Raw genomic sequence first — 18944 nt, 5'->3', positions numbered from 1 at the left:
ATGGCCGACACTGCGCGGGTCGTGGCCGTTCTCGGCCCGACCAACACGGGCAAGACGCATTACGCCATCGAGCGGATGCTCGGCCATCGCAATGGCGTGATAGGCCTGCCCCTGCGATTGCTGGCGCGCGAGGTTTATGACCGGATCGTCAAGCTGCGCGGCCCGTCCGTCGTCGCCCTCGTTACCGGCGAAGAGCGCATCGTCCCGCCGCGCGCCGCCTACTGGGTCTGCACGACCGAGGCGATGCCGCTTGATATCGGGGCCGAGTTCGTCGCCATAGACGAGATACAGCTCTGCGCCGATGCCGACCGTGGCCATGTCTTCACCGACCGTCTGCTGAATGCGCGCGGCCTGTCCGAGACGCTGTTCCTTGGCGCCGAGACGATCCGCCCGCGCATCGCGAGCCTTGTTCCCGGCGCCACCTTCATGACGCGGGAACGCTTCTCGAAGCTCAGCTACACCGGCAGCCGCAAGATCAGCCGGATGCCGCCACGCTCGGCCATCGTCGCCTTCTCGGTCGAGAACGTCTATGCCATCGCGGAACTGCTGCGCCGCCAGAAAGGGGGCGCGGCCGTGGTCATGGGCGCGCTCAGCCCGCGAACACGCAACGCGCAGGTCGAGCTTTACCAGAACGGCGATGTGGACCACCTGGTCGCGACCGACGCGATCGGCATGGGGCTGAACCTCGATATCGACCATGTCGCCTTTGCCGGCACGTCCAAATTCGACGGGCGGCGGCACCGGCCACTCGCCCCGAACGAACTGGCGCAGATCGCGGGCCGTGCCGGGCGCTACACCACCGATGGCACCTTCGGCGTGACCGGCGAGGCATCCCCACTGGACGAGGAGGTGGTCGATGCGATCGAGAACAACCGCTTCACGCCCCTGCGCCTGCTGCAATGGCGCAGTTCCCGGCTCGATTTCGGCAATCCCGACCGGCTGATCGCCAGCCTCGAACAGTCGCCGGGACATGAAGAGTTGATGCGCGCCCGCGAGGCGGATGACCTGCGCACGCTCAAGGCGCTCTGGGCCCTGCCCGCGATGCGCGACCGGGTGCGCGGCGGACCGGATGTGCGGCTGCTGTGGGACGTCTGCCAGATCCCCGACTTCCGCAAGATCAGCCATGCCGAGCATGACACCCTGTGCCAGCGGATCTACGAGTTCATCCACGAGGGCGGGCGCATCCCCACCGACTGGCTGGCGCGCCAGATCGAGCGGATCGACAAGACCGCCGGCGACATCGACACGCTGAGCAAGCGTCTCGCCTTCATCCGGACCTGGACCTACGCCGCGCAGCGCAGGGACTGGGTCGAGGATACAGACCATTGGCGGAATGAAACCCGTGCGGTAGAAGACCGCCTGTCGGATGCGCTTCACGGCGCGTTGACCCAGAGATTTGTCGATCGCCGCACAAGCGTGCTGATGCGGCGGTTGAAGCAGAAGGAGAGCCTTGTGGCGCAAGTGAATGACAAGGGCGAGGTCCATGTAGAGGACCAGTTCGTGGGCCGCCTCGAAGGGTTCCGCTTCCGGCTCGACCCCAGCGCCGGCGCTGAGGAAGCCAAGACGCTGCGTGCCGCAGCACTTCAGGCGCTGGCCCCGGCCTTCAGCTTGCGCGCCGACAAGTTCTACAACGCCCCCGATACCGAGTTCGATCTGACCGAACAGGGCGGGCTGATGTGGGGCGACTCTGCCGTGGGGCGGCTTTCGGCGGGCCCCGATCCGCTGTCGCCCGAGATCGTCGTCTTCGTCGATGACGAGGCCGGCGCCGAGGTGGCAGAGCGCGTCCGCCGCCGCCTGTCGCACTGGCTCGACCGCCGTATCAACGCCCTGTTCGAGCCGCTGATGGCGCTCAGGAACGACGAGGCGCTGACCGGGCTTGCCCGCGGCATCGCCTATCGGCTGGTGGAATCGATGGGCGTGCTGCCGCGCGCCGAAGTGGCCGATGACGTCAAGGCGCTGGATCAGGATGCGCGCGGCGCGCTGCGCAAGCATGGCGTCCGATTCGGTCAGTATACGGTTTTCCTGCCGTTGCTGCTGAAGCCCGCGGCGACGCGGCTGCGGCTGGTTCTCTGGTCGTTGTCGAAGGGGCTGGACGAGTTCCCCTCGGCCCCGCCGCCGGGGCTGGTGACGGTGCCCGCGCTCAGCGACGCGCCCGAGGGCTATTATCCCAACGCCGGCTACAGGCTGGCCGGGCAGCGCGCCATCCGCATCGACATGCTGGAGCGCCTGGCCGACATGCTGCGCGGCCAGGACAGCCGCGGCGGCTTCGAGGCGACCGCCGATATGCTGTCGATCACAGGGCTCACGCTGGAACAGTTTGCCGACCTGATGGCGGGCATGGGTTACGCCGCCGCCCGCGGCGAGCGCCCGAAGCCCGCAGCCAAGCCTGCACCTCAGGTGACCGAGCCCGCGCAGGCGGAAACCGCCGAACCCGAGGCGACACCCGCCGAGGGTGCGGAAGCCGATGCTCCGGCAGAGGGGGCGGAAGTTCCCGCCCAGGAAGCCGACGCGCCCGCCCCGGAAGCCGAGACCGCCGAGGCGACCCCGCCGGCCGAACCCGAGATCGAGGTCTTCTATACCTTCACCTGGGCGCCCCGGCAGAGAGCGCGTCGCCAGCAGGGGGCCGGGGGCGAGGGTGGCAAGCCCGAGGGCCGTCAGGGCAACCGGCCGCCCCGGGGCGAGCGGCAGGGCAAGCCAAAGGGCAAGGGCAAGGGGCCCAAGCCGCCGCGCGACGCCGCGCCCAAGACCGCGCAGGCGCGCCCGCCGCGCGCGGAAAAACCCGTGGATCCCGACAACCCCTTCGCCGCGCTTCTCGCACTCAAGGGCAAGATGTGAGCGAAACGCCCGCCGCCGGGATCCGGCTGGACAAGTGGCTCTGGCAGGCGCGCTTCTTCAAGACGCGCAGCCTTGCCGCAAAGGTCGTGTCCGACGGCGGGATCCGGGTCAACGGTGCGCGGGTCTCGAAACCGGCGACCACCCTGCGCCTGGGCGACGGGCTGACATTCGCGCAGGGCGGACGGGTGCGGGTCGTTATCGTGCGCGAGTTCGGTACCCGCCGCGGCCCCGCCAGCGAGGCACAGGCGCTTTACGAGGATCGCAGCCCGCCGCCCCCCGACCCCGAGCCGCCCGCGCCGGGTGCCGACCGTTCTGGGCGCCCCGAGAAGAAGGACCGCCGCGCGCTTGACGGGTTCAAGCGGTTTGCCCCTTGAACTCGCGGGACCACGAAGGCAGATACAGCCCATGACCGCTAGAAGGATGCCCGCGCCGTGACCTATGTCGTGACCGACAACTGCATCAATTGCAAATACACCGATTGTGTCGAGGTCTGCCCCGTGGACTGCTTCTACGAGGGCGAGAACATGCTGGTCATTCATCCCGACGAGTGCATCGATTGCGGCGTTTGCGAACCCGAGTGCCCCGCCGACGCGATCCGGCCCGATACCGAGCCGGACATGGAGGTATGGGTCGATTTCAACCGCAAGTATTCCGAAGCCTGGCCCGTGATCGTGACGAAGCTCGACCCCATGCCCGAGGCCGAGAAGTATGATGGCGAGACCGGCAAGCTGGAAAAATACTTCTCCGACAAACCGGGTCAGGGCGGTTGACCCGATTCGGCCTGGACTAGGTCAGGCCGCCACGCGCACCGCTTTTGGCCGGAGAGGCGAAGAATCCGCCGGGATTCCATCGGGAATCACCACGCGAGATGTGCCTATTTCAGTGTGCAATCTTTAAAATCGCCCCCATATCTGCTATATGATTGTCATATCTTGGCCGGACGGGAGGCATCCCACAGCAGAACAGAGGGATGCGCCGGCCCATCATTGTGACATTCAGGCCCGGGGCCGCTGACGCGGTTCGAGGCGTTTTTGTCGCGTGACGGGCAGCCCCGCGACCGTTCCGCCGTCAGTAAGCGAGAGTGCGCATGACCAAAAGCAAGAAGAATGCCGACTTCCGTCCCAACGATTTCGTGGTCTATCCGGCCCACGGCGTCGGTCGCATCGTCTCGATCGACGAGCAGGAGATTGCCGGGATCAAGATGGAGATGTTCGTCATCACCTTCGAAAAGGACAAGATGACGCTGCGGGTTCCGACGAACAAGGCGACATCGGTCGGCATGCGGTCCCTGTCCACGCCGGACATCGTCGGCAAGGCGATGGAAACGCTCAAGGGCCGGGCGCGGGTCAAGCGCGCGATGTGGTCGCGCCGGGCACAGGAATACGAGCAGAAGATCAACTCGGGCGACCTTATCTCGATTGCCGAGGTGGTGCGCGACCTGCACCGCAACGACGACCAGCGCGAGCAGTCCTATTCCGAGCGGCAGCTGTACGAAGCCGCGCTCGAGCGGCTGACCCGCGAGGTGGCTGCCGTCAGCGGTATCGACGAGTTCAAGGCGCAGGAGCGCGTTGGCGAGTTGCTGGACGAGCGCGCCGCCTGATCCGCGCATCTGCCGCAGACTTCAAGGCCCGCCCCGAGGCGGGCCTTTTTCATGCGCTCAGGGCAGGGGCCCTGTCCTGAAAAGCCGGATCTTCAGTCCGCCATGCGGCACATGCGGCCCCGGCTGGCCAAAGGGCAGCCCGGTCGATCGCGCAAGCGACGGCTCGGTCGTGACCAGGCCCACGCGCCAGCCCGAGAACCGCTCCAGAAGTGTCCTGCCCAGCGCGCCATAGACCGCGTGCAGCATGTGCCGCTGCCCGATCCGGTCGCCATAGGGCGGGTTCACCATGACCAGCCCCGGCGGCCCCTCGGGGCGTTGGAGGTCGCTGACCGCCTGGTGGGCGAACTCGGTGACATCCTCCACGCCTGCGCGGGCGGCGTTTCCCGCGGCCATCCGCACTGCGCCCGTATCCCGGTCGAAGCCCCGGAAGCGCAGATCCACGGCCCGCGGCGTGGCCGCTGTCTTGCGCATCGCCTCCCAGCCGGCGGCGTCGAAGCCCGCGAACTGCTCGAAGGCGAAGCTGCGCGACCGGCCCGGCGCCAGCCCCAGCGCGATTTCCGCCGCCTCGATCACGAAGGTGCCCGAGCCACACATCGGATCGATCACCGGCTCGCCGCCCGTGTAGCCGCATTCGCGCAGGAACAGGGCAGCCAGCGTCTCGCGCATGGGCGCCTTGCCGACCGCTTCCTTGTGGCCGCGGCGGTGCAGCGGCTCGCCCGAGGTGTCGAGCGAGAAGGTGCAGAAATCATCCTCGATCCGCACCTTCAGCCGAACGCCCGCCTCGGCGGCCTCGGCCACCACCGGCACGCCCAGCTCCTCGCGAAGGGCCGTCTCGATCCGCTGCGCGGCGGCGCCTGCGTGATAGATGCGCGACGCACGGCTTGTGACCTCTACCCGCACCGGAATGTCGCGACGCAGGTACTCGCCCCACGGAAACCTGCGCGCCCGCTTGTCGAGTTGCGCAAGATGCATGGCGCGAAAGCCGCCGATCCGCACCAGCACCCGGCTCGCGCCCCGCAAGCGCAGGTTCGCGCGCCAGACTTCGGTCCAGCCCCCCCGCACCGTGACACCGCCGGCCACCGCGACCGGGTCCGCGAATCCCGCCTCCACCGCCTCTGCCCGCAACGTCGGCTCAAGTCCCGGCGTGGCCACGAGGAAAATCTCGAATGTCTGATCCGTGCTCATCCGCACTCCATAGCCGACCGCCCAGGCGAGGGCTAATGCCTTTCGCGCGGACTGGCCTGACCGCCATGGGGGAACTGGATACGACGACCGCAAGCGGGCCCGTCGACACGGATGCAATGCGCAGGACCTGACTGGAAACGAAGCGTTGTCTGGCACGCATGGACCGCTGCTGCGCGCGGGGATGGCAAGGGATCGGGAATGGAAAATGGACAGGTGGCGGCCGTGTGTGCAGATGCCGCGCGGAATTCCCGTAGCCCTGCAAGTGAAAAGTGGCTTCGGCGCCAAACGGTACAGACTGCGGATCCGCGCCTTCCTTGATGCGCGTTGCATTTCCGGATCTTCTTGAAATGGCTTCCCATTCGCGCCGGCGGCGCACCCGATCCCTGTTCTCCGTCGAGCGTGACGTCGACGATGTCGGGCGCGCGCGGCGTCAGGCGCGGGTCACTGGATGAACCGCAGGTGTCAGGTCATGCCGCCTTCCATCATGGCCGTCCTCAATCCTGTCGGTTCCCCGTTCAGTCCAGGTTTTCCAGCGTGACCTCGAAGGTGCCCTTCACCGGGACCGCGTCCGACAGGTCGATATCGCGCCCGAAATTGTCCGAGGTGCCCATGGTCCCCTCGAAGCGGCCGGCAAGGCTGAGCATCGACCCGTCGACCTCGTGGCCCTCGAGGGTGACCGACAGGGCGCCATGATCCGCTTCCTCTCGGGCAAATAGCTTGAGCACCACCGCGCCGTCCTTGTAGCGCGTCAGGTCCAGTTCCGGGACAGCGGGCTCCCAGCGAGAGGCTTCGAAGCTCAGGCTGACCACCAGCGGATCGCCACCGCCTTCGCTTGGGGCGCGGGCATGGATGTTGATGGATGGCCAGCTCTCGCCGCCGCTCCAATCGCTTTGTTCTGACCATAGGGGCAAGACATATTCATCATCTGCAAGGTTGAGGGTCAGCGCCCCCGAACCCTCTGCGTGGCCGGTTGCGGCGAGGCTGCTGGCAATCAGGAAGGTGCATGGCAGGAGGATGTTCTTTGGCATGATGGTCCTGTTCCGATGATAGGTTCGGGCGTGATCACGATGGTGGCGCGACCTGCCGCAACCAGTCGTTGATTTCATCCGCGATCATGCCGGGGCCGGATCCGGACACCCCCCAGCCCGACACCGGAATCCGGGTCGCCGGGCGGGTGTTGCGAAACACGAGAAAGACCTTTGACGTGGATTGGCCCTTGTCCGAACTGTGGCTGCGGTCGAGCTCTGCACTGTCGAGCGCGTCGAGCGGATATTCGTCCAACCGCGAACCAAATCGCGACTCGCGGCCGATCCGGACCACCCCCGCCGTTCGATCGAGGGACAGGTTCGTGCGCTCGGAAATCGCCGTGTAACCAAGAAAGAAGGCGCCGTTGAAACCCGCCAGAAGCACCAGCGCGGTCACGAACTCGCCCGAGAAAAGGTTGAGAAGGCCGATCAGCGTGATCGGGATGACAGGCAGCATGACGAGAGCAAGGATGAACCGGGGTATCGCAAGCTCGATCTCCAGAAGATCCGGGGTGTTGGTCCTGGTGCTCATGCCGGGTCCCCGGATGCCGGGCGTGACAGCCACGCGTTGATGACGGCCGCCATGCGCGCGATCTCTTCGGCATCGGCGCGACCCATGGCGATCTGCGTTTCGCGCCGATCCTCGCGGGCTGAATGGACGAGCGTCAGGTGCGCGCGATCCGTACCGGCGGTGGGGCCGTAGCGCGTTCTCACCTGGGCCATCGACAGATCCGACAGCGGCAGGCTTTCCTCGGTCCGGCCGCGCAATGTCGTGGTCCGCCAGCGAACCACGTCCGCCCCCCGATCGAGCCAGATCTGCGTGAGGTGCACGATTTCGCCGAGGATGAGCCAGCCGATCACCGCCACCACCGCCAGCACCATGACCCCGGTTCCGATCGCACCATCCGCGATCGCGGCAAGTCCCATGGCGATGGCGGTCAGGATCGCACCAACCGCGATTGCCGCCCGTCGAACCGGCCGGTTCTCGATGACCAGCGTCGTTTCCGTGTTCTGGACCACCCGCAGGGGGTCCGCCATCAGCTCTGCAAAGGTCATGGCGCCCCCAACTCGGTGTCGATGCGGCCCTCGACGGTCCGGCACTCTGTCGGCGCATCGTCGCGGCAGAGGAGCGCGGTGAAACCGGCCTCCATGCGGCCCGCCCCGTCCAGGTCGAGCCTGTCGATCCGAAACTCCGGGGCCGCCGCCGCGCCCGCGCTCTTCCAGAGCGCACCGGCAGCACCGTCCGGGCGCAGATCGATGGTGACGCCTGCGGGCGGCGCATCGGCCCCAGGCGCCCCATGGAAGATCAGCCCGACAGAGAAATCGCCGTCGCCCATGGCGTGCAGGTCGATCATCGTCATCGGGCCGATCGCATTGACCTGCACCATCGCCGCGCCGTCGTCGGTGCGCAGGATCTCCCATCGGAATTCGGTGCCGTCCAGGGTGGCGGTAACGGTGCCGATCGCTTCAAGCGCGAGCGCGGGCCAGCCGATGATCGTGAAGGCCAATGGCAGCATGATTTTCATGGGCGCACCTCGCTGCCGGTGATCCGCTTGCGGACGCCCCCGGCCGAAATGCGCCCGATGCCCATGGCCCGGGCCCCCGGGCAAAGGCCGATCATTCCGTCAGGCCGCCGCGCGCCCGTGCCGGACTGCCATCCGGACTGCGGCGCGAGGGTAATCCGGCAATCCCGCAGGAACAGCCGTTGGAACGGCTCTGGAACGTTGCCCGGCAAGCGCGGGTCCATCCGCCTGCCGCGCATGCAATCGGACCGAAGCGGATTTGCGCCGCCCCGCAGCGGTGCCAGTTCGTTTCTGGCACCCGGGCCAGCGCGAGGACCCAGCTGGTTTCGGCTGCGGTCATGGATGATCGTCGGATTTCCCTTCCGCAGGTTCCGGGGCGCGCGCGCGAAAGGGGCGTTACCGATCTTCGTTCCGGTCCGATCCCCCGCGTGGCGCGGATCGATCTTGCACGGGCCGAAATTGCCCTTGCGGTGCGGGTCATGCGCGCTGGCTGTATTCGGGGGGGCGTCGGCTGTTGCCGAAGCCGCCGCCATCGCGGTCGGGACGTAGACACGAAGACGAAGCGCACGGATCATTTGTCGCTTCCGACTTCCAGCGGACTGCGGGCGAGGATCCGGCCCGAGGCCCCGACGCGGTACCGCAATTCGTAGACCCCGGCCGCTTCGGGGGCCTTCAGTTTTGCCGGTGATCCCCAACGCGTCTGCGTCGCGGTGATCCGCGCGGTGTCGGGCGAGCCGGGCTCGGCCAATACGATCTCGTCCTTCGGACCGGCGGGGCCGGTCCATGCGGCCTCGAAACGCTCTCCGGGTGGCACCACGCCCGGCGGCATGATGCCGGCCTCGATCGCGACCAGCGAAATCTGGCGGGTGGCGAGAACGCGCCGGGGTTCGTATTGCTCGTATCGCAACTCGAAGGTGCCGGTCTCGTCCGGCAGCCGCAGCGTTGCGGGCATTCCGCGCCGGGTCAGGGTCACGGCCAGCGGGTCGCCCAACGCGGCGCCGGACCGCACCAGCGTGATGCGGTCCCCCTCGGCATCGGGTCCGGTCCAGCCGATCTCGAGCGCGCTGCCGGCCGGGGCTTCGTCGGGCGCCTCGAGCGTCGCTTCCGGGCGAAGCTCGGTGAGCGGCACGTCGACGGTCGTGGCCATGCCCGGTTCGACGTTCAGCGTCATCTGGCCGGCAAATCCGGGGGCCGATGCGGCCACGGTGTACTGTCCATCCGCCAGATCGATACGGAACGGGTCGATCCGTTCGCCCCGCAGGTCGAGAAGCCCGGTCCCGTCCGTGACCCGCCAGTCGGCGGCGCCCAGTGGCACGCCGGTTTCCGCGGCGACAGCGACCAGCGAAATCCCCCGCAGGATTGCAGGCGGCGGCGTGGATGCGATCTGCTGAAGCGCGCCGGCCAGTTCCACCTGGGTCGAGGCCTCCAGCAGCTTCCCGCCGGTCAGATCCGGCAAGCAAGCCAAGGCATCGACTTCGCCCGGCCTCATCCCGAAACCGACCACATGTGCGCGCAGCTCGATGCCCTCGGCGGCAAGCGTCCCGGCCAGGGCGCAGGGGTCGCCCCCGCAGTTTTCCAGCCCGTCGGTGATCAAGACGATATCTGCCGACTCGGCGGTGGCGGGAATCTGGTCGCGCGCCACGCGCAGGGCATCGGTCAATGGCGTCATGCCCTGGGGGTTCAGCCCGACCAGCCTGTTCGCCTGTCCCGCGCCGGGGTGGCGCCCCATCGGCGTGACCACCTCTATATCGCCGCAGTCACCGCGGCGGTTGTGTCCATAGGCCACGACCGCCAATGGCGTCTGCGGGTCGCGGCTGATGAAATAATTGCCCATCACCTCGCGCGCGACCTCGATACGGCTGCGATCGCCTTCGAGCCGGTTCCACATGGATCCCGACGCATCGAAGACGATCACGGTGACGGGCTCTGCATGGACCGGCAGCGCGGCCAGCAGAAGCGTTGCGGCAAGAGGGAAACGCATCACTCGGACTCCGGTTTGCGGTCCGGGCAGGGGGCATAGCGTTCGGCCCAGCCGTCGCCGACCACGATCAGGTCGCCCCCCATGCGTGTCATCACCAGCGTGCGTTCGCGCCATTCCTGCCCCTCGCCGCGACATTCGGCCCAGAACAGGGTGGCATCGCCCCAGCCCGCGACGCTGACCGGATCGGTCAGGCGGCAGCTTGTCTCGTAGTAGGAAATCCGGTCGCCCCGCAGCGTCACACGCTGGTCGCTGACCGGCGCCTTGCAGTCGAAGCCGTCATAGACGCCATCGGCGGGCGCGGCGCCGGCGGGGCCTGACAAAAGGATCATTGCCAGAAAGAGTTTCCGCATGTCACTCCACCTGTTCCAGATACGCGTCGAAGCTGAACGTCACCGCGCGGGTTTCCGAGGCGGGGCCGCCCGTGACCTCGCCCGTGATGGTCCCGAACAGGTGCACCATGCCGTCCGAGGGTGCGAAGCCGCCAAGCTCAAGCGTCAGGCTGTTCTGATCGCCCTGCCAGTTGCGCCCCATGTCCCGCGCGAAGGCGAGTTCCAGCATCACCTCGCCCGGGTCGGGCAACTCGCCACTCAGCGTCATCGTCAGGAAAAGCGGCCCCTGGTCGCCTTCCGTCAGCGCGGCCGCCAGCGACGCATCCGCATAGTCGCCGATCATCGTGGCGGCGGACAGGTCGGCAGAAACGGGCAGCTCCAGCGGCTGGTCGCCGAAACTGCCGGTCACCAGGCCACCCGGATCCTGCGCCAGGACAGCCGTCCCCAGCACGAACGCCGAGGCAAGCAAGGCGGTAGAAAAGCGCGGCGCAGCTGTCACGGGCATGTCCTCCATCCTTCAGGATCGAGAATACATCGCCGCCCGCATCAAGACCCCGTTCGTTTGGAGGGGGACCGGACGATTCTTATTTGTTAGTTTTGGTGCACAGGATTTGATCGGGCGTTTTGAAATGAAACCCTTGCTGCCATTTCTGTTCGGCCTGCTGACGGTTTTCCTTGTCCCTGCCGCATCGCCGGCCCTGGCCGACGAGCCGCTGCTGACGCTGACCGGCGCGGTGGAAGGGGGCCGGGTCGAGATATCCCGCGAGGATCTGGACGCGATGGAATGGCGCGAGCTCAGCACCTCGACGACAGTCACCGATGGGCGGCCGCTGTTCCGGGGCGTGCTGATGCGCGACATCCTCGAGCACGCGGGGGCCAGCGGCGAGACCGTGGTCGCCCGGGCGCTCAACGACTATGTCATCGACATTCCGATCAGCGATTTTCATGCGTTCGACGTGCTGGCCGCGCTTTACATGGACGGTACTGCGCTGACGCCGCGCGACAAGGGGCCGGTCTGGATAGTCTATCCGCGCGACGATCACGGCGTTCTCGCCGACATCCGTTACGACATGCGATGGGTCTGGCAACTCGTCGCGCTTCATGTGCAATGACGCCGCGCGCGCAGCTGGTCCGGCATGGCGGGCTGGTCGTGCTGATCGCGGGCTGCCTCGGGCTGCTCGTGGTGGCGGCCACGAACATCGTGCGGGTAGAGCGGCAGATGCAGATCGCCGCGACCGAGAACATGACCTGGATCTTCGGCCAGACCCAGATCGAGGCGCTGAACCTCGCCGCCACGCTTGCCCGGGATGCCGATGAAAACGAGGTCCGGCGCCGCTTCGATCTGCTGGTCTCGCGGATGAACCTGCTGCGCGATGGGCCACAATGGCAGTTCCTGCAGGAGGCAGGGCTCGCCGAGGGCCTGATGGGCTGGCGCGACGGATTGCTTGCGCTCGATCCTGCCGAGGGCGGCGATCGGGCGGCGCTTCAGGCCCATGTCACGGCACTCTCCACGGCCTTGCGGACCAAGGCGAGCCGGGTCATGGCGCGCGAGTGGCAGGTTCAGGCCGAGCGGCTCGATGACCTGCGCCAACTTCACCTTCTGGCCCTTGCGGCGATCGTTGGCGCACTCGTTGCGGGCTCGGGGCTGGCGTTCGCGCTGGTCGATCGCGAGCGGCGGCTTGCACGGGCAGAGCTGGACCGGCTTCGCGCCGCGCGGCTTGAACGCGACCTGATGCTCGAGCGGTCCACCTCCGAGGGCTATCGCCGGTTCGCCGACCTGATCGCGCACCAGGTCCGCACCCCGCTGGCGGTCATCGATAGCGCGATGCGCCGGCTCACCCGACCCGGCACGCCGCCGCCCGCCGATATCGTCATCGACAAGGCCCGCGCAACGCGGGAGGCGGTGGCACGGCTTGTCCGGCTGACCGATACCGCCCTTCTGATGGCACGCGTGGACCGCGACGCCATCATGCCCGAGCTTGGCCGCCACGATCTGGGCCGCATCGCCGAGTCGGCGATCGATGATCTGCTGGTGACATCCTCCGCCGACGGTGTGGGGCGGTTCCGGTTCCGGCCGGGCAACCGGCCGGCAACGGCAACCTGCGATCCGGTCCTGACGGCCGAGATCCTGTCGAACCTGCTGACCAACGCCCTGCTTTACGCGCCCGACAGCAAGGAGATCGAGGTCCGGCCGATGCTCGCCGGCAATGATGCGCTGTGCGACATCTGCGATCGGGGCCCGGGGATGACCCCGGACCAGATGGCGCGGGCCTTCGACAATTTCAGCCGTGGCGAGGATCACCGCACCCTGCCGGGGTCCGGACTGGGCCTGCCGCTGGCACGGCACCTGGCAAGACTTCAGGGCGGCGACGTGACGCTGATGCCGCGCGACGGGGGCGGGCTGGTCGCGCGTCTGACGCTTCCCTGCGGGGAAGCTGCATGAACGCGCCGTTGATCCTGTGTGTCGAGGACGAACCGTCGCTTCGCGAGGATATCGCCGTCGATCTGCGAGAGGCCGGTTACGCCGTCATCGCGGCCGCGACGGCAGTCGATGCGCTCGACCTGCTGGATGGCAAGCGGCCCGATCTGATCCTCAGCGACATCGTCATGCCCGAGATGGATGGCCATGCCCTGCTGGCGCATCTGCGCGCGGCCCGCCCCGATCTGGACGACATTCCCTTCGTTTTCCTCACGGCGCTTTCGGCGCGTGAGCAGATGATCGCCGGCCGACGGGCCGGGGCCGATGACTACCTGACCAAGCCGATAGACTACGATCTGCTGCGCGCCATCGTCTCGAACTGCCTGGACAGGGCGCGTCGGGCGCGCTCTGCCGCGAACCTGCGCTCGGGGATTGCTGCGCTGGACCGGCTGTCGGTCGGTGTTGTCCTTCTCGATGGCAAGGGCGACGTGCAATACGCCAACGGATCGGCACAGGAACGCGCCAGGGCGGCCGGTATCGACATCGGCACCCGCGTCACCGCAAAGGGCGAACAGGGGCGAAAGCTGGCCGAACTTGTCGGCGCGCTTGTCGCCGGAAACGAAAGCGGCGGCGCCTTCTCGGTCTATTCCGGGGCGCGTCGCCTGATGGTGCTGGGCCGGTCCCTGCGGTCTGGTTCCGCGCCGGGCGGCGCGGCCGCCATGCTGATGCTCAGCGATCCCGAGAGGCAGCGTCCCCTCGACCCCAGAACCTTGCGCCAGCTTTTCGACCTGACCCCGACCGAGGCCGATGTCGCGCGCCTTGTCGCCGAAGGGCTGCGCCGCAACCAGATCGCTTCCCGCCTTGGTCTGTCGCCCACGACCATCGCGTTTCACCTGCGCAACATCTTCGAGAAGACCGGAACGCACCGGCAGGCCGACCTTGTGGCGCTGTTTCTCTCGATGCCGATTTCGGGCGCTCGGCCATGAGGTGCCGTCTGCCCGCGCCCAGGGGGAATTCGCTTCGCTTGTCCAAAGGAGAACCTGACCATGAAATTTTACCAGATCGTACTGGCGGCGTTCCTTTCCGCTGCCACCATCGCCCATGCCGAAACCCCGAAAGAGCGAACCGTCGCGGCGATCGAGCAGGCCGGTTGCGTTGTCGACGGATCGAACGTCAACGAGGTCCTCGACGGACTTGCGCTCAGCGATGAGGAATTCCGCGTCATCGGCGAGGAGCTGGTCGCCGAGGGGCTGGCCGATGTCTCTCAGATGGGCGTGTTCCGGCTGACCACGCCCAATTGTACCATGTCCGCGGGAACGGCCAGGGAACGTGCGATCGCGGCCATCGAGGATGCCGGATGCACGGTCAACGGCGATAACATCAACGAGTTGCTCGATGGTCTTGCCCTGAGCGAGGACGAATTCCGCGCCATTGGCGAGGGCCTGATCGCCGAGCGTCTGGCCGCCGTGTCGGACGCCGGGGAGTTCCGGCTGATGACACCCGCCTGTTCATGACCCCGGCACGACGCGCGGGTCGTGCAGTCGGGAAAAGGAGAATCGCATGAGGCATCTTTTACTCGGGGCTGCGGCAATCATGGTCGTCGCAACCCCTTCTCCTGCACAGCAGATCGAGGAGATCGGCAGCATCGAGATCGACTTGGCGGGCGAGGCGGCCTCAAAATCCACGGTCATCGCGACCGTCGGGGACGAGGTGTCGCCGACGGCTTTTCTTCTCCTGACCGTTGGCGGCTTCTCTAGCCTCACGCTGATGAGCGGGGACGGCAACCTGGCGATTGACGCGACCTTCATGTCCCATGCGCCGGGGCCGCAAACGGCGCTGGTTTCCTCCGCCATCACTTATTCGAAAGACGGAAGCATGCGAGTCTGGACGTCGGAAGGTGCGCCTGAGCCGCTCGATCTGACGTTCACGGATCTGACGATCGACGGCAGGCAGGGCCATGCGGCGGGCAGTTTCCGCGGACTCCTGTGCTTTGCGGACGGGCTCGGCGTCGAGGCCAATCCCAACGACTGCAACACCGTCGAGGGCAGTTTCGACACGCCTTTCTTCGTCGATCAATGAGCGCATCGAGGCGCTGCGAAAGGATGACAAGATGATGTGCAGACTGTTCACCCTATCGGTTGCCCTGGCTGGCCTTGCACCGCCCCTTCTGGCCGAGGAGCCGCCCCTGTGCGGAACCTCGGGGCAGGGCGACTGGCCCCGCATCCAGGAGATCTTCACCGGCGAGTGGCTGATCGAGCATCAGGCCGGCTATGCGACGATGGGCGGCATGGTGCTGCCCTTCCCGGGCGCGGGCGAGGTCGAGACCATCACCATCTGGCAGATGGGCGACACGTTGCAGGCGACCCACCCCGAGGCACAGGCGCCACTGGTCCTTCGACTGGCGGATGAGCCGCGCTGGGTAATCGGAGACGTCGGCCCCGACATTCCGGAGCCATTGCTCAGCCCCGACGAGGTCGCCCTGACCGCCGGATGCGACCAGATCGAGCTGCCCCGCCTCGTGGGCACCTCGACCGCGGTCGTGGATGGCGTGCGGATGGACTTCACCTATCGGATGATGGCGATGGACTGGGGGACGCTCTACGGGATCATGGAGATAAACTCGGTGGTACACGGTACCCCTGTCGATGCGCGACGGACGGTGTGGATGCAGGCTGTCTCGCCTTGAGCTTGCGACCCCGGCCGGGCCCGCTCCTGGCCGCCGCATCATGCCGCAATCCAACGGGGGCTAGCAGATGAGCAGACCGACGAGCCGACAGAGAGTATCGACCTTCTTCTTCCGCTGCTCGGGCCATATCGCCACAAGACGGGCAGAGGGCTTGCCGGCAGCGTCGGACCGGCCGATCCGGATATCGGTCACAAGGCCTTCGTGGATGGGCGCGAAATCGGCCAACCCTCGCCTCTGGACAACGTCGCGTGGGAAATATCGGTTGAAGCGTCATGTCTTCACCTTCCTCGCTGTCTTTGTCCTCACGAGCGCATCCACCCTAGCGCAGGCACCGCTCCGGATCGCCTCGTCCGACAATTTCAGCCTTCTGTGCATCAACGCTGACGCATGCGGCGACGGAAAAGACCTCGCGCGGCCCGGCGAACAGGTGCTGGCAGAGATGGAGGCCGTTACCGTCTGGCTGACCGAACTCGGCTTTCCCGAGAATGGCACGCTTGAAACGTCCAGCGACACGGGGAAAGAGATTCTCCGGATCGATCCGCGGCCAGCCGGCGAAAACGAGTGCCCGATAGGCACCACCGCCTGCTTCAAGATCGACATGCTCGGCAATCCACGCATCTTCCTTCCGCTCGAAAACCTCGACGACATCCTCGACAGACCCTCCTTCCTCGCCCACGAGTATCTCCACAGCCTGCAAATTCCCCGGCAGGCGGGGGCGGTGAACTGGCTGCGCGAGGCGGTGGCCACTGCCGTCGGCTTTGCCTGGGACGCGCGGCGCGGCTTGGGAGTCGGCATATACCCCCCGTTCTACAACATGACGCTCGACAGGCGCTTCTTCGACGCAGGCGATCCCGGCTACGGCAACTGGGCCTATCTGCTGGCGCTGGGCGATGCGATGGGCAGCAGGGACAGCGTGGCCTACCTCGCGGATGCCGCCTTCATGCGCGAGGTGGAACTTTACACCAGCGCCGAAAGCGCGATGACCCCGTTCTACGACGGGTCCAAGGTCGGCGGGCAGACCTTCGACAGGTTTTTCCCGCGCTTCGTCGCACGCTTCAACAACATGGAAAGACGCGACGGCGAGTACTTCTATTACACCGACATCACCGAGCAGACCGTCTCCTTCGCCGGAACCGACGGCTTCGAGACGCGCGAGATCGAGGGATCGGCCCTGCCCTATGCGGTCAAGCCGCTGCGCCTGAAGCTGGAGATCGGCCCCGCAGGCGCCCAGCGCGACCCGAAGGACCGGCTTCTGATGGCGGATATCGAGATCGTCTCGGGCGATGCGATGGAGGCGTTGACCATCGTGTCCGAGCACGCGATGGGCGAGACGCAGCACCGCAAGTCCTACATGATCGACGGCTCCGATCCGACCGACGAACTGGGGCTGATGCGCGTGGTGCACGCTCCGACGCAGGTGGGAAACGGCGCGGAGGCCAGCGCCTTCCGGCTGCGTGTGCGCACCACCCCCGTCGAGTTGGCGCCGCCGGTCTGCTTCCAGGCCGGGTCGCCCGCGGACTTCGAACCGGTGGGGTTCGACGCCGGGCATACCGACAACTGGCGTCTCGTCACGGACAACGGCACCGCCGAGGGACTGACGATAACCCCTGCGCGGGCCGGAAGAATGGAGGTCCACGTCGAGATCGACAGCCCGGTGACGCGACAGGAGGGCACGCTGGACCCACGAAGGCCCGAAAGCACCCGGGTCTCGCTCGGCAGTTTCCAGGTGGCTGGCGACGACTGCATGATCCGGCTGACGATGGGCAAGGCCGTGCTCACCTATTCGACGGTGGGCAGCTATACCGAATTTCTCACGCCGACCGGCGAGGCGATGTATTTTGCCCCGGCCGACATGGCGATCTACGACGGTGGCTGGAAGCCGCTGCCACCCATGGCCAAGCAGATGGTCCTCGGGCGGATGATGGCGCAGATGCCGCTGGCGTCTTCCACCGCGCCGGGCGAAGACGAGGCGCGGGGCTTGTTTCTCTCGCGGATGCCGCACGCCTTTTCCAGGCGCTTCGGCTGGGCCAACCTGCGCCGCGCCAGGGGGCTCGACGGCGGCCGGACAGAGCGCACCCCCGCCGCCTGCCCAGACGGCGCCTCGGGGTGCACGACGACCACGTTCAGCATGGACGGCAACGCCGTACCGGTGGTCTTCGACGCGCAGAACCGCCCCGTCGCCGCGACCTTCGCAAGCGAGACGATCCGCTTCGACTACGGCAATTGGAACATCCGCCGCCCGCCTGGTTGGTAAAGCACGCAGGCCGGCGGGCAATTCGAGCGGCCTCGCCCGTGCGGGGCGCACCCAGCCCGCCACCATGCGCGTCGCGTGGTGCCCGCGGCGCCGGCAGAGGTCGGATTCGATGGGTCTGTCGGGCCCGAGGCGCGTCCATCCGGCACCTGTCGGTCAAGCGCATCGGAGGGACAGATGATCGGCGTCGACTGCGGGGCTTTTCGCCCTGCGGACGGGTATGGCGCGGCGGAACTGCTTGATTTGCTTGAACGCGATCTCCCGACAAAGCCTGCCGACCGGGAGTTGGCCGCCCTCGTCTGCCAGGCGTTGGGCGAGGCCGACGCCCGCCGCACGATCGCAAGGGAAGGCGGCATACAGAACCGCTGGTCGCTGCGCCATGCCGCCATTGTCATCGAGCATCACGCGCGCGTCTCGCCCGGTGAACTGGACGCGGTCCGGGTCAAGCTCGCCCGGGCAAAGGGGGGGGAGGGCGCACACAGGATCACGAACACACCCGCGCACGGCACGGTTCCCCGCCATCCTAATCGTTCGCAAGTGCTTGAAAGGGAATGGAGGCGACGACCGGAATCGAACCGGTGTACACGGATTTGCAATCCGCCATTATTAATTGAAAATGAGAGGTTTTCTCGTAAACGTACACCTTTTGTACACGTTCGGATATCAATGGGTTAGACTTGAAGTGTAAACGGGCCGAGGTGACTCCCGCACATGCCGTGCGGACTCCCTGCGACAATGAGGACATGTAAGGGACTCATAGTCCTCCTCCGACAGAGTTCTCTTGCAAAGTCGGATAACGGGGCGTCTTGTTCTCAGCGCGTCTTTTTCCGAAGCAAGAGATTGGGAAGCTACGTTCCTTATTTCCATCTCAAGCCGGTCAGCCTAGAGGTCATTGCTATGGCAAGGCAGGCTCGCGTTGTGAAGGATTTCGGATTGGGGTTGAAGTTCAGCCACGGCGCCACAAAGTGACTGTTCGAATCCCGTTCCCCCCGCCACTTGCCTCAGCGAAAGCGTTCTCCCCATCCGGCTACGGCCGGATTTTCTCGTTGTATTCGAGGGTTATGCGGGTCAGCCTGAGCACCGGAGGCGGCGCCAGAAGGTCCGAAAGCG

General features: G+C 66.6%; 21 protein-coding genes. 12 read left to right on the top strand and 9 right to left on the bottom strand.

Going from position 1 to position 18944, the window contains the following annotated elements; genetic code table 11:
• From HMH01_RS13225 to HMH01_RS13210, 4 genes are all read left to right on the top strand, one after another.
• Window positions 1-2835: a helicase-related protein gene (locus HMH01_RS13225; RefSeq protein ID WP_171326241.1), complete on the top strand. Its 2835-nt coding sequence runs from the start codon at window positions 1-3 to the stop codon at window positions 2833-2835.
• Window positions 2832-3209, top strand: a complete 378-nt coding sequence (locus HMH01_RS13220; protein WP_171326240.1) for a S4 domain-containing protein — start codon at window positions 2832-2834, stop codon at window positions 3207-3209. Before HMH01_RS13225 ends, HMH01_RS13220 begins: the two co-directional genes overlap by 4 nt.
• 57 nt (window positions 3210-3266) lie before the next feature.
• Complete coding sequence (gene fdxA, locus HMH01_RS13215; protein ID WP_171326239.1) at window positions 3267-3605, top strand: ferredoxin FdxA; 339 nt, start codon at window positions 3267-3269, stop codon at window positions 3603-3605.
• Between the two features lie 317 nt (window positions 3606-3922).
• Window positions 3923-4435, top strand: coding sequence for a CarD family transcriptional regulator (locus HMH01_RS13210; RefSeq protein WP_171326238.1), 513 nt, complete (start codon window positions 3923-3925; stop codon window positions 4433-4435).
• Between the two features lie 57 nt (window positions 4436-4492).
• Here the strand turns inward: HMH01_RS13210 and HMH01_RS13205 are convergent, their stop codons facing one another.
• From HMH01_RS13205 to HMH01_RS13165, 9 genes are all read right to left on the bottom strand, one after another.
• Complete coding sequence (locus tag HMH01_RS13205; RefSeq protein ID WP_171326237.1) at window positions 4493-5620, bottom strand: THUMP domain-containing class I SAM-dependent RNA methyltransferase; 1128 nt, start codon at window positions 5618-5620, stop codon at window positions 4493-4495.
• 515 nt (window positions 5621-6135) lie between these two features.
• A complete protein-coding gene (locus HMH01_RS13200) occupies window positions 6136-6648 on the bottom strand; it encodes a hypothetical protein (protein WP_171326236.1) in 513 nt (170 codons plus the stop codon).
• Between the two features lie 34 nt (window positions 6649-6682).
• Window positions 6683-7177: a hypothetical protein gene (locus HMH01_RS13195; protein WP_171326235.1), complete on the bottom strand. Its 495-nt coding sequence runs from the start codon at window positions 7175-7177 to the stop codon at window positions 6683-6685.
• Window positions 7174-7701, bottom strand: coding sequence for a hypothetical protein (locus tag HMH01_RS13190; protein WP_171326234.1), 528 nt, complete (start codon window positions 7699-7701; stop codon window positions 7174-7176). The genes HMH01_RS13195 and HMH01_RS13190 overlap by 4 nt, the downstream gene beginning before the upstream one ends.
• A complete protein-coding gene (locus HMH01_RS13185; RefSeq protein ID WP_171326233.1) occupies window positions 7698-8171 on the bottom strand; it encodes a hypothetical protein in 474 nt (157 codons plus the stop codon). Before HMH01_RS13185 ends, HMH01_RS13190 begins: the two co-directional genes overlap by 4 nt.
• Entirely contained in the window at window positions 8168-8743 is a 576-nt protein-coding gene (locus HMH01_RS13180; RefSeq protein ID WP_171326232.1) for a hypothetical protein, read from the bottom strand. Before HMH01_RS13180 ends, HMH01_RS13185 begins: the two co-directional genes overlap by 4 nt.
• The gene (locus HMH01_RS13175; RefSeq protein ID WP_171326231.1) at window positions 8740-10149 is read right to left on the bottom strand and encodes a VWA domain-containing protein; all 1410 of its coding nucleotides are present in this window, start codon (window positions 10147-10149) and stop codon (window positions 8740-8742) included. The genes HMH01_RS13180 and HMH01_RS13175 overlap by 4 nt, the downstream gene beginning before the upstream one ends.
• A complete protein-coding gene (locus HMH01_RS13170) occupies window positions 10149-10499 on the bottom strand; it encodes a hypothetical protein (protein WP_171326230.1) in 351 nt (116 codons plus the stop codon). The genes HMH01_RS13175 and HMH01_RS13170 overlap by 1 nt, the downstream gene beginning before the upstream one ends.
• A 1-nt stretch (window position 10500) precedes the next feature.
• Entirely contained in the window at window positions 10501-10983 is a 483-nt protein-coding gene (locus tag HMH01_RS13165; RefSeq protein WP_171326229.1) for a hypothetical protein, read from the bottom strand.
• Here HMH01_RS13165 and HMH01_RS13160 point away from each other — a divergent pair.
• From HMH01_RS13160 to HMH01_RS17855, 8 genes are all read left to right on the top strand, one after another.
• Window positions 10982-11590 carry a putative pterin-binding protein gene (locus HMH01_RS13160; protein WP_246237404.1) on the top strand — a complete coding sequence of 203 codons (609 nt, stop codon included), beginning with the start codon at window positions 10982-10984 and terminating at the stop codon, window positions 11588-11590. The genes HMH01_RS13165 and HMH01_RS13160 overlap by 2 nt on opposite strands.
• The gene (locus HMH01_RS13155; RefSeq protein ID WP_171326228.1) at window positions 11587-12921 is read left to right on the top strand and encodes a sensor histidine kinase; all 1335 of its coding nucleotides are present in this window, start codon (window positions 11587-11589) and stop codon (window positions 12919-12921) included. The genes HMH01_RS13160 and HMH01_RS13155 overlap by 4 nt, the downstream gene beginning before the upstream one ends.
• Window positions 12918-13883, top strand: a complete 966-nt coding sequence (locus HMH01_RS13150; protein WP_171326227.1) for a response regulator — start codon at window positions 12918-12920, stop codon at window positions 13881-13883. Before HMH01_RS13155 ends, HMH01_RS13150 begins: the two co-directional genes overlap by 4 nt.
• 60 nt (window positions 13884-13943) lie before the next feature.
• Window positions 13944-14411, top strand: a complete 468-nt coding sequence (locus HMH01_RS13145) for a hypothetical protein (protein WP_171326226.1) — start codon at window positions 13944-13946, stop codon at window positions 14409-14411.
• Between the two features lie 46 nt (window positions 14412-14457).
• Window positions 14458-14976 carry a hypothetical protein gene (locus HMH01_RS13140; protein ID WP_171326225.1) on the top strand — a complete coding sequence of 173 codons (519 nt, stop codon included), beginning with the start codon at window positions 14458-14460 and terminating at the stop codon, window positions 14974-14976.
• A gap of 31 nt (window positions 14977-15007) precedes the next feature.
• Complete coding sequence (locus HMH01_RS13135; protein WP_171326224.1) at window positions 15008-15583, top strand: hypothetical protein; 576 nt, start codon at window positions 15008-15010, stop codon at window positions 15581-15583.
• A 262-nt stretch (window positions 15584-15845) separates the two neighbouring features.
• Entirely contained in the window at window positions 15846-17837 is a 1992-nt protein-coding gene (locus HMH01_RS13130; RefSeq protein WP_171326223.1) for a hypothetical protein, read from the top strand.
• A gap of 174 nt (window positions 17838-18011) precedes the next feature.
• Complete coding sequence (locus HMH01_RS17855; protein WP_246237403.1) at window positions 18012-18509, top strand: hypothetical protein; 498 nt, start codon at window positions 18012-18014, stop codon at window positions 18507-18509.
• The last annotated feature ends 435 nt before the right edge of the window (window positions 18510-18944 follow it).

This window comes from Halovulum dunhuangense, from assembly GCF_013093415.1.
GTDB classification, from domain to species: Bacteria; Pseudomonadota; Alphaproteobacteria; order Rhodobacterales; family Rhodobacteraceae; genus Halovulum; species Halovulum dunhuangense.
This window is presented reverse-complemented; position numbering and strand designations above follow the sequence as displayed.

Excerpts from the sequence above, each read along its gene's own strand:
- HMH01_RS13185 (WP_171326233.1), bottom strand. The coding sequence starts at position 8,171 with ATGAAAATCATGCTGCCATTGGCCTTCACGATCATCGGCTGGCCCGCG.
- HMH01_RS13170 (WP_171326230.1), bottom strand. The coding sequence starts at position 10,499 with ATGCGGAAACTCTTTCTGGCAATGATCCTTTTGTCAGGCCCCGCCGGC.
- HMH01_RS13160 (WP_246237404.1), top strand. The coding sequence starts at position 10,982 with ATGTCCTCCATCCTTCAGGATCGAGAATACATCGCCGCCCGCATCAAG.
- HMH01_RS13140 (WP_171326225.1), top strand. The coding sequence starts at position 14,458 with ATGAGGCATCTTTTACTCGGGGCTGCGGCAATCATGGTCGTCGCAACC.
- HMH01_RS13175 (WP_171326231.1), bottom strand. The coding sequence starts at position 10,149 with ATGCGTTTCCCTCTTGCCGCAACGCTTCTGCTGGCCGCGCTGCCGGTC.
- HMH01_RS13150 (WP_171326227.1), top strand. The coding sequence starts at position 12,918 with ATGAACGCGCCGTTGATCCTGTGTGTCGAGGACGAACCGTCGCTTCGC.
- HMH01_RS13145 (WP_171326226.1), top strand. The coding sequence starts at position 13,944 with ATGAAATTTTACCAGATCGTACTGGCGGCGTTCCTTTCCGCTGCCACC.
- HMH01_RS13180 (WP_171326232.1), bottom strand. The coding sequence starts at position 8,743 with ATGATCCGTGCGCTTCGTCTTCGTGTCTACGTCCCGACCGCGATGGCG.
- HMH01_RS13135 (WP_171326224.1), top strand. The coding sequence starts at position 15,008 with ATGATGTGCAGACTGTTCACCCTATCGGTTGCCCTGGCTGGCCTTGCA.
- HMH01_RS13155 (WP_171326228.1), top strand. The coding sequence starts at position 11,587 with ATGACGCCGCGCGCGCAGCTGGTCCGGCATGGCGGGCTGGTCGTGCTG.
- HMH01_RS13210 (WP_171326238.1), top strand. The coding sequence starts at position 3,923 with ATGACCAAAAGCAAGAAGAATGCCGACTTCCGTCCCAACGATTTCGTG.
- HMH01_RS13195 (WP_171326235.1), bottom strand. The coding sequence starts at position 7,177 with ATGAGCACCAGGACCAACACCCCGGATCTTCTGGAGATCGAGCTTGCG.
- HMH01_RS13205 (WP_171326237.1), bottom strand. The coding sequence starts at position 5,620 with ATGAGCACGGATCAGACATTCGAGATTTTCCTCGTGGCCACGCCGGGA.
- HMH01_RS13190 (WP_171326234.1), bottom strand. The coding sequence starts at position 7,701 with ATGACCTTTGCAGAGCTGATGGCGGACCCCCTGCGGGTGGTCCAGAAC.
- HMH01_RS13165 (WP_171326229.1), bottom strand. The coding sequence starts at position 10,983 with ATGCCCGTGACAGCTGCGCCGCGCTTTTCTACCGCCTTGCTTGCCTCG.
- HMH01_RS17855 (WP_246237403.1), top strand. The coding sequence starts at position 18,012 with ATGATCGGCGTCGACTGCGGGGCTTTTCGCCCTGCGGACGGGTATGGC.
- HMH01_RS13225 (WP_171326241.1), top strand. The coding sequence starts at position 1 with ATGGCCGACACTGCGCGGGTCGTGGCCGTTCTCGGCCCGACCAACACG.
- HMH01_RS13200 (WP_171326236.1), bottom strand. The coding sequence starts at position 6,648 with ATGCCAAAGAACATCCTCCTGCCATGCACCTTCCTGATTGCCAGCAGC.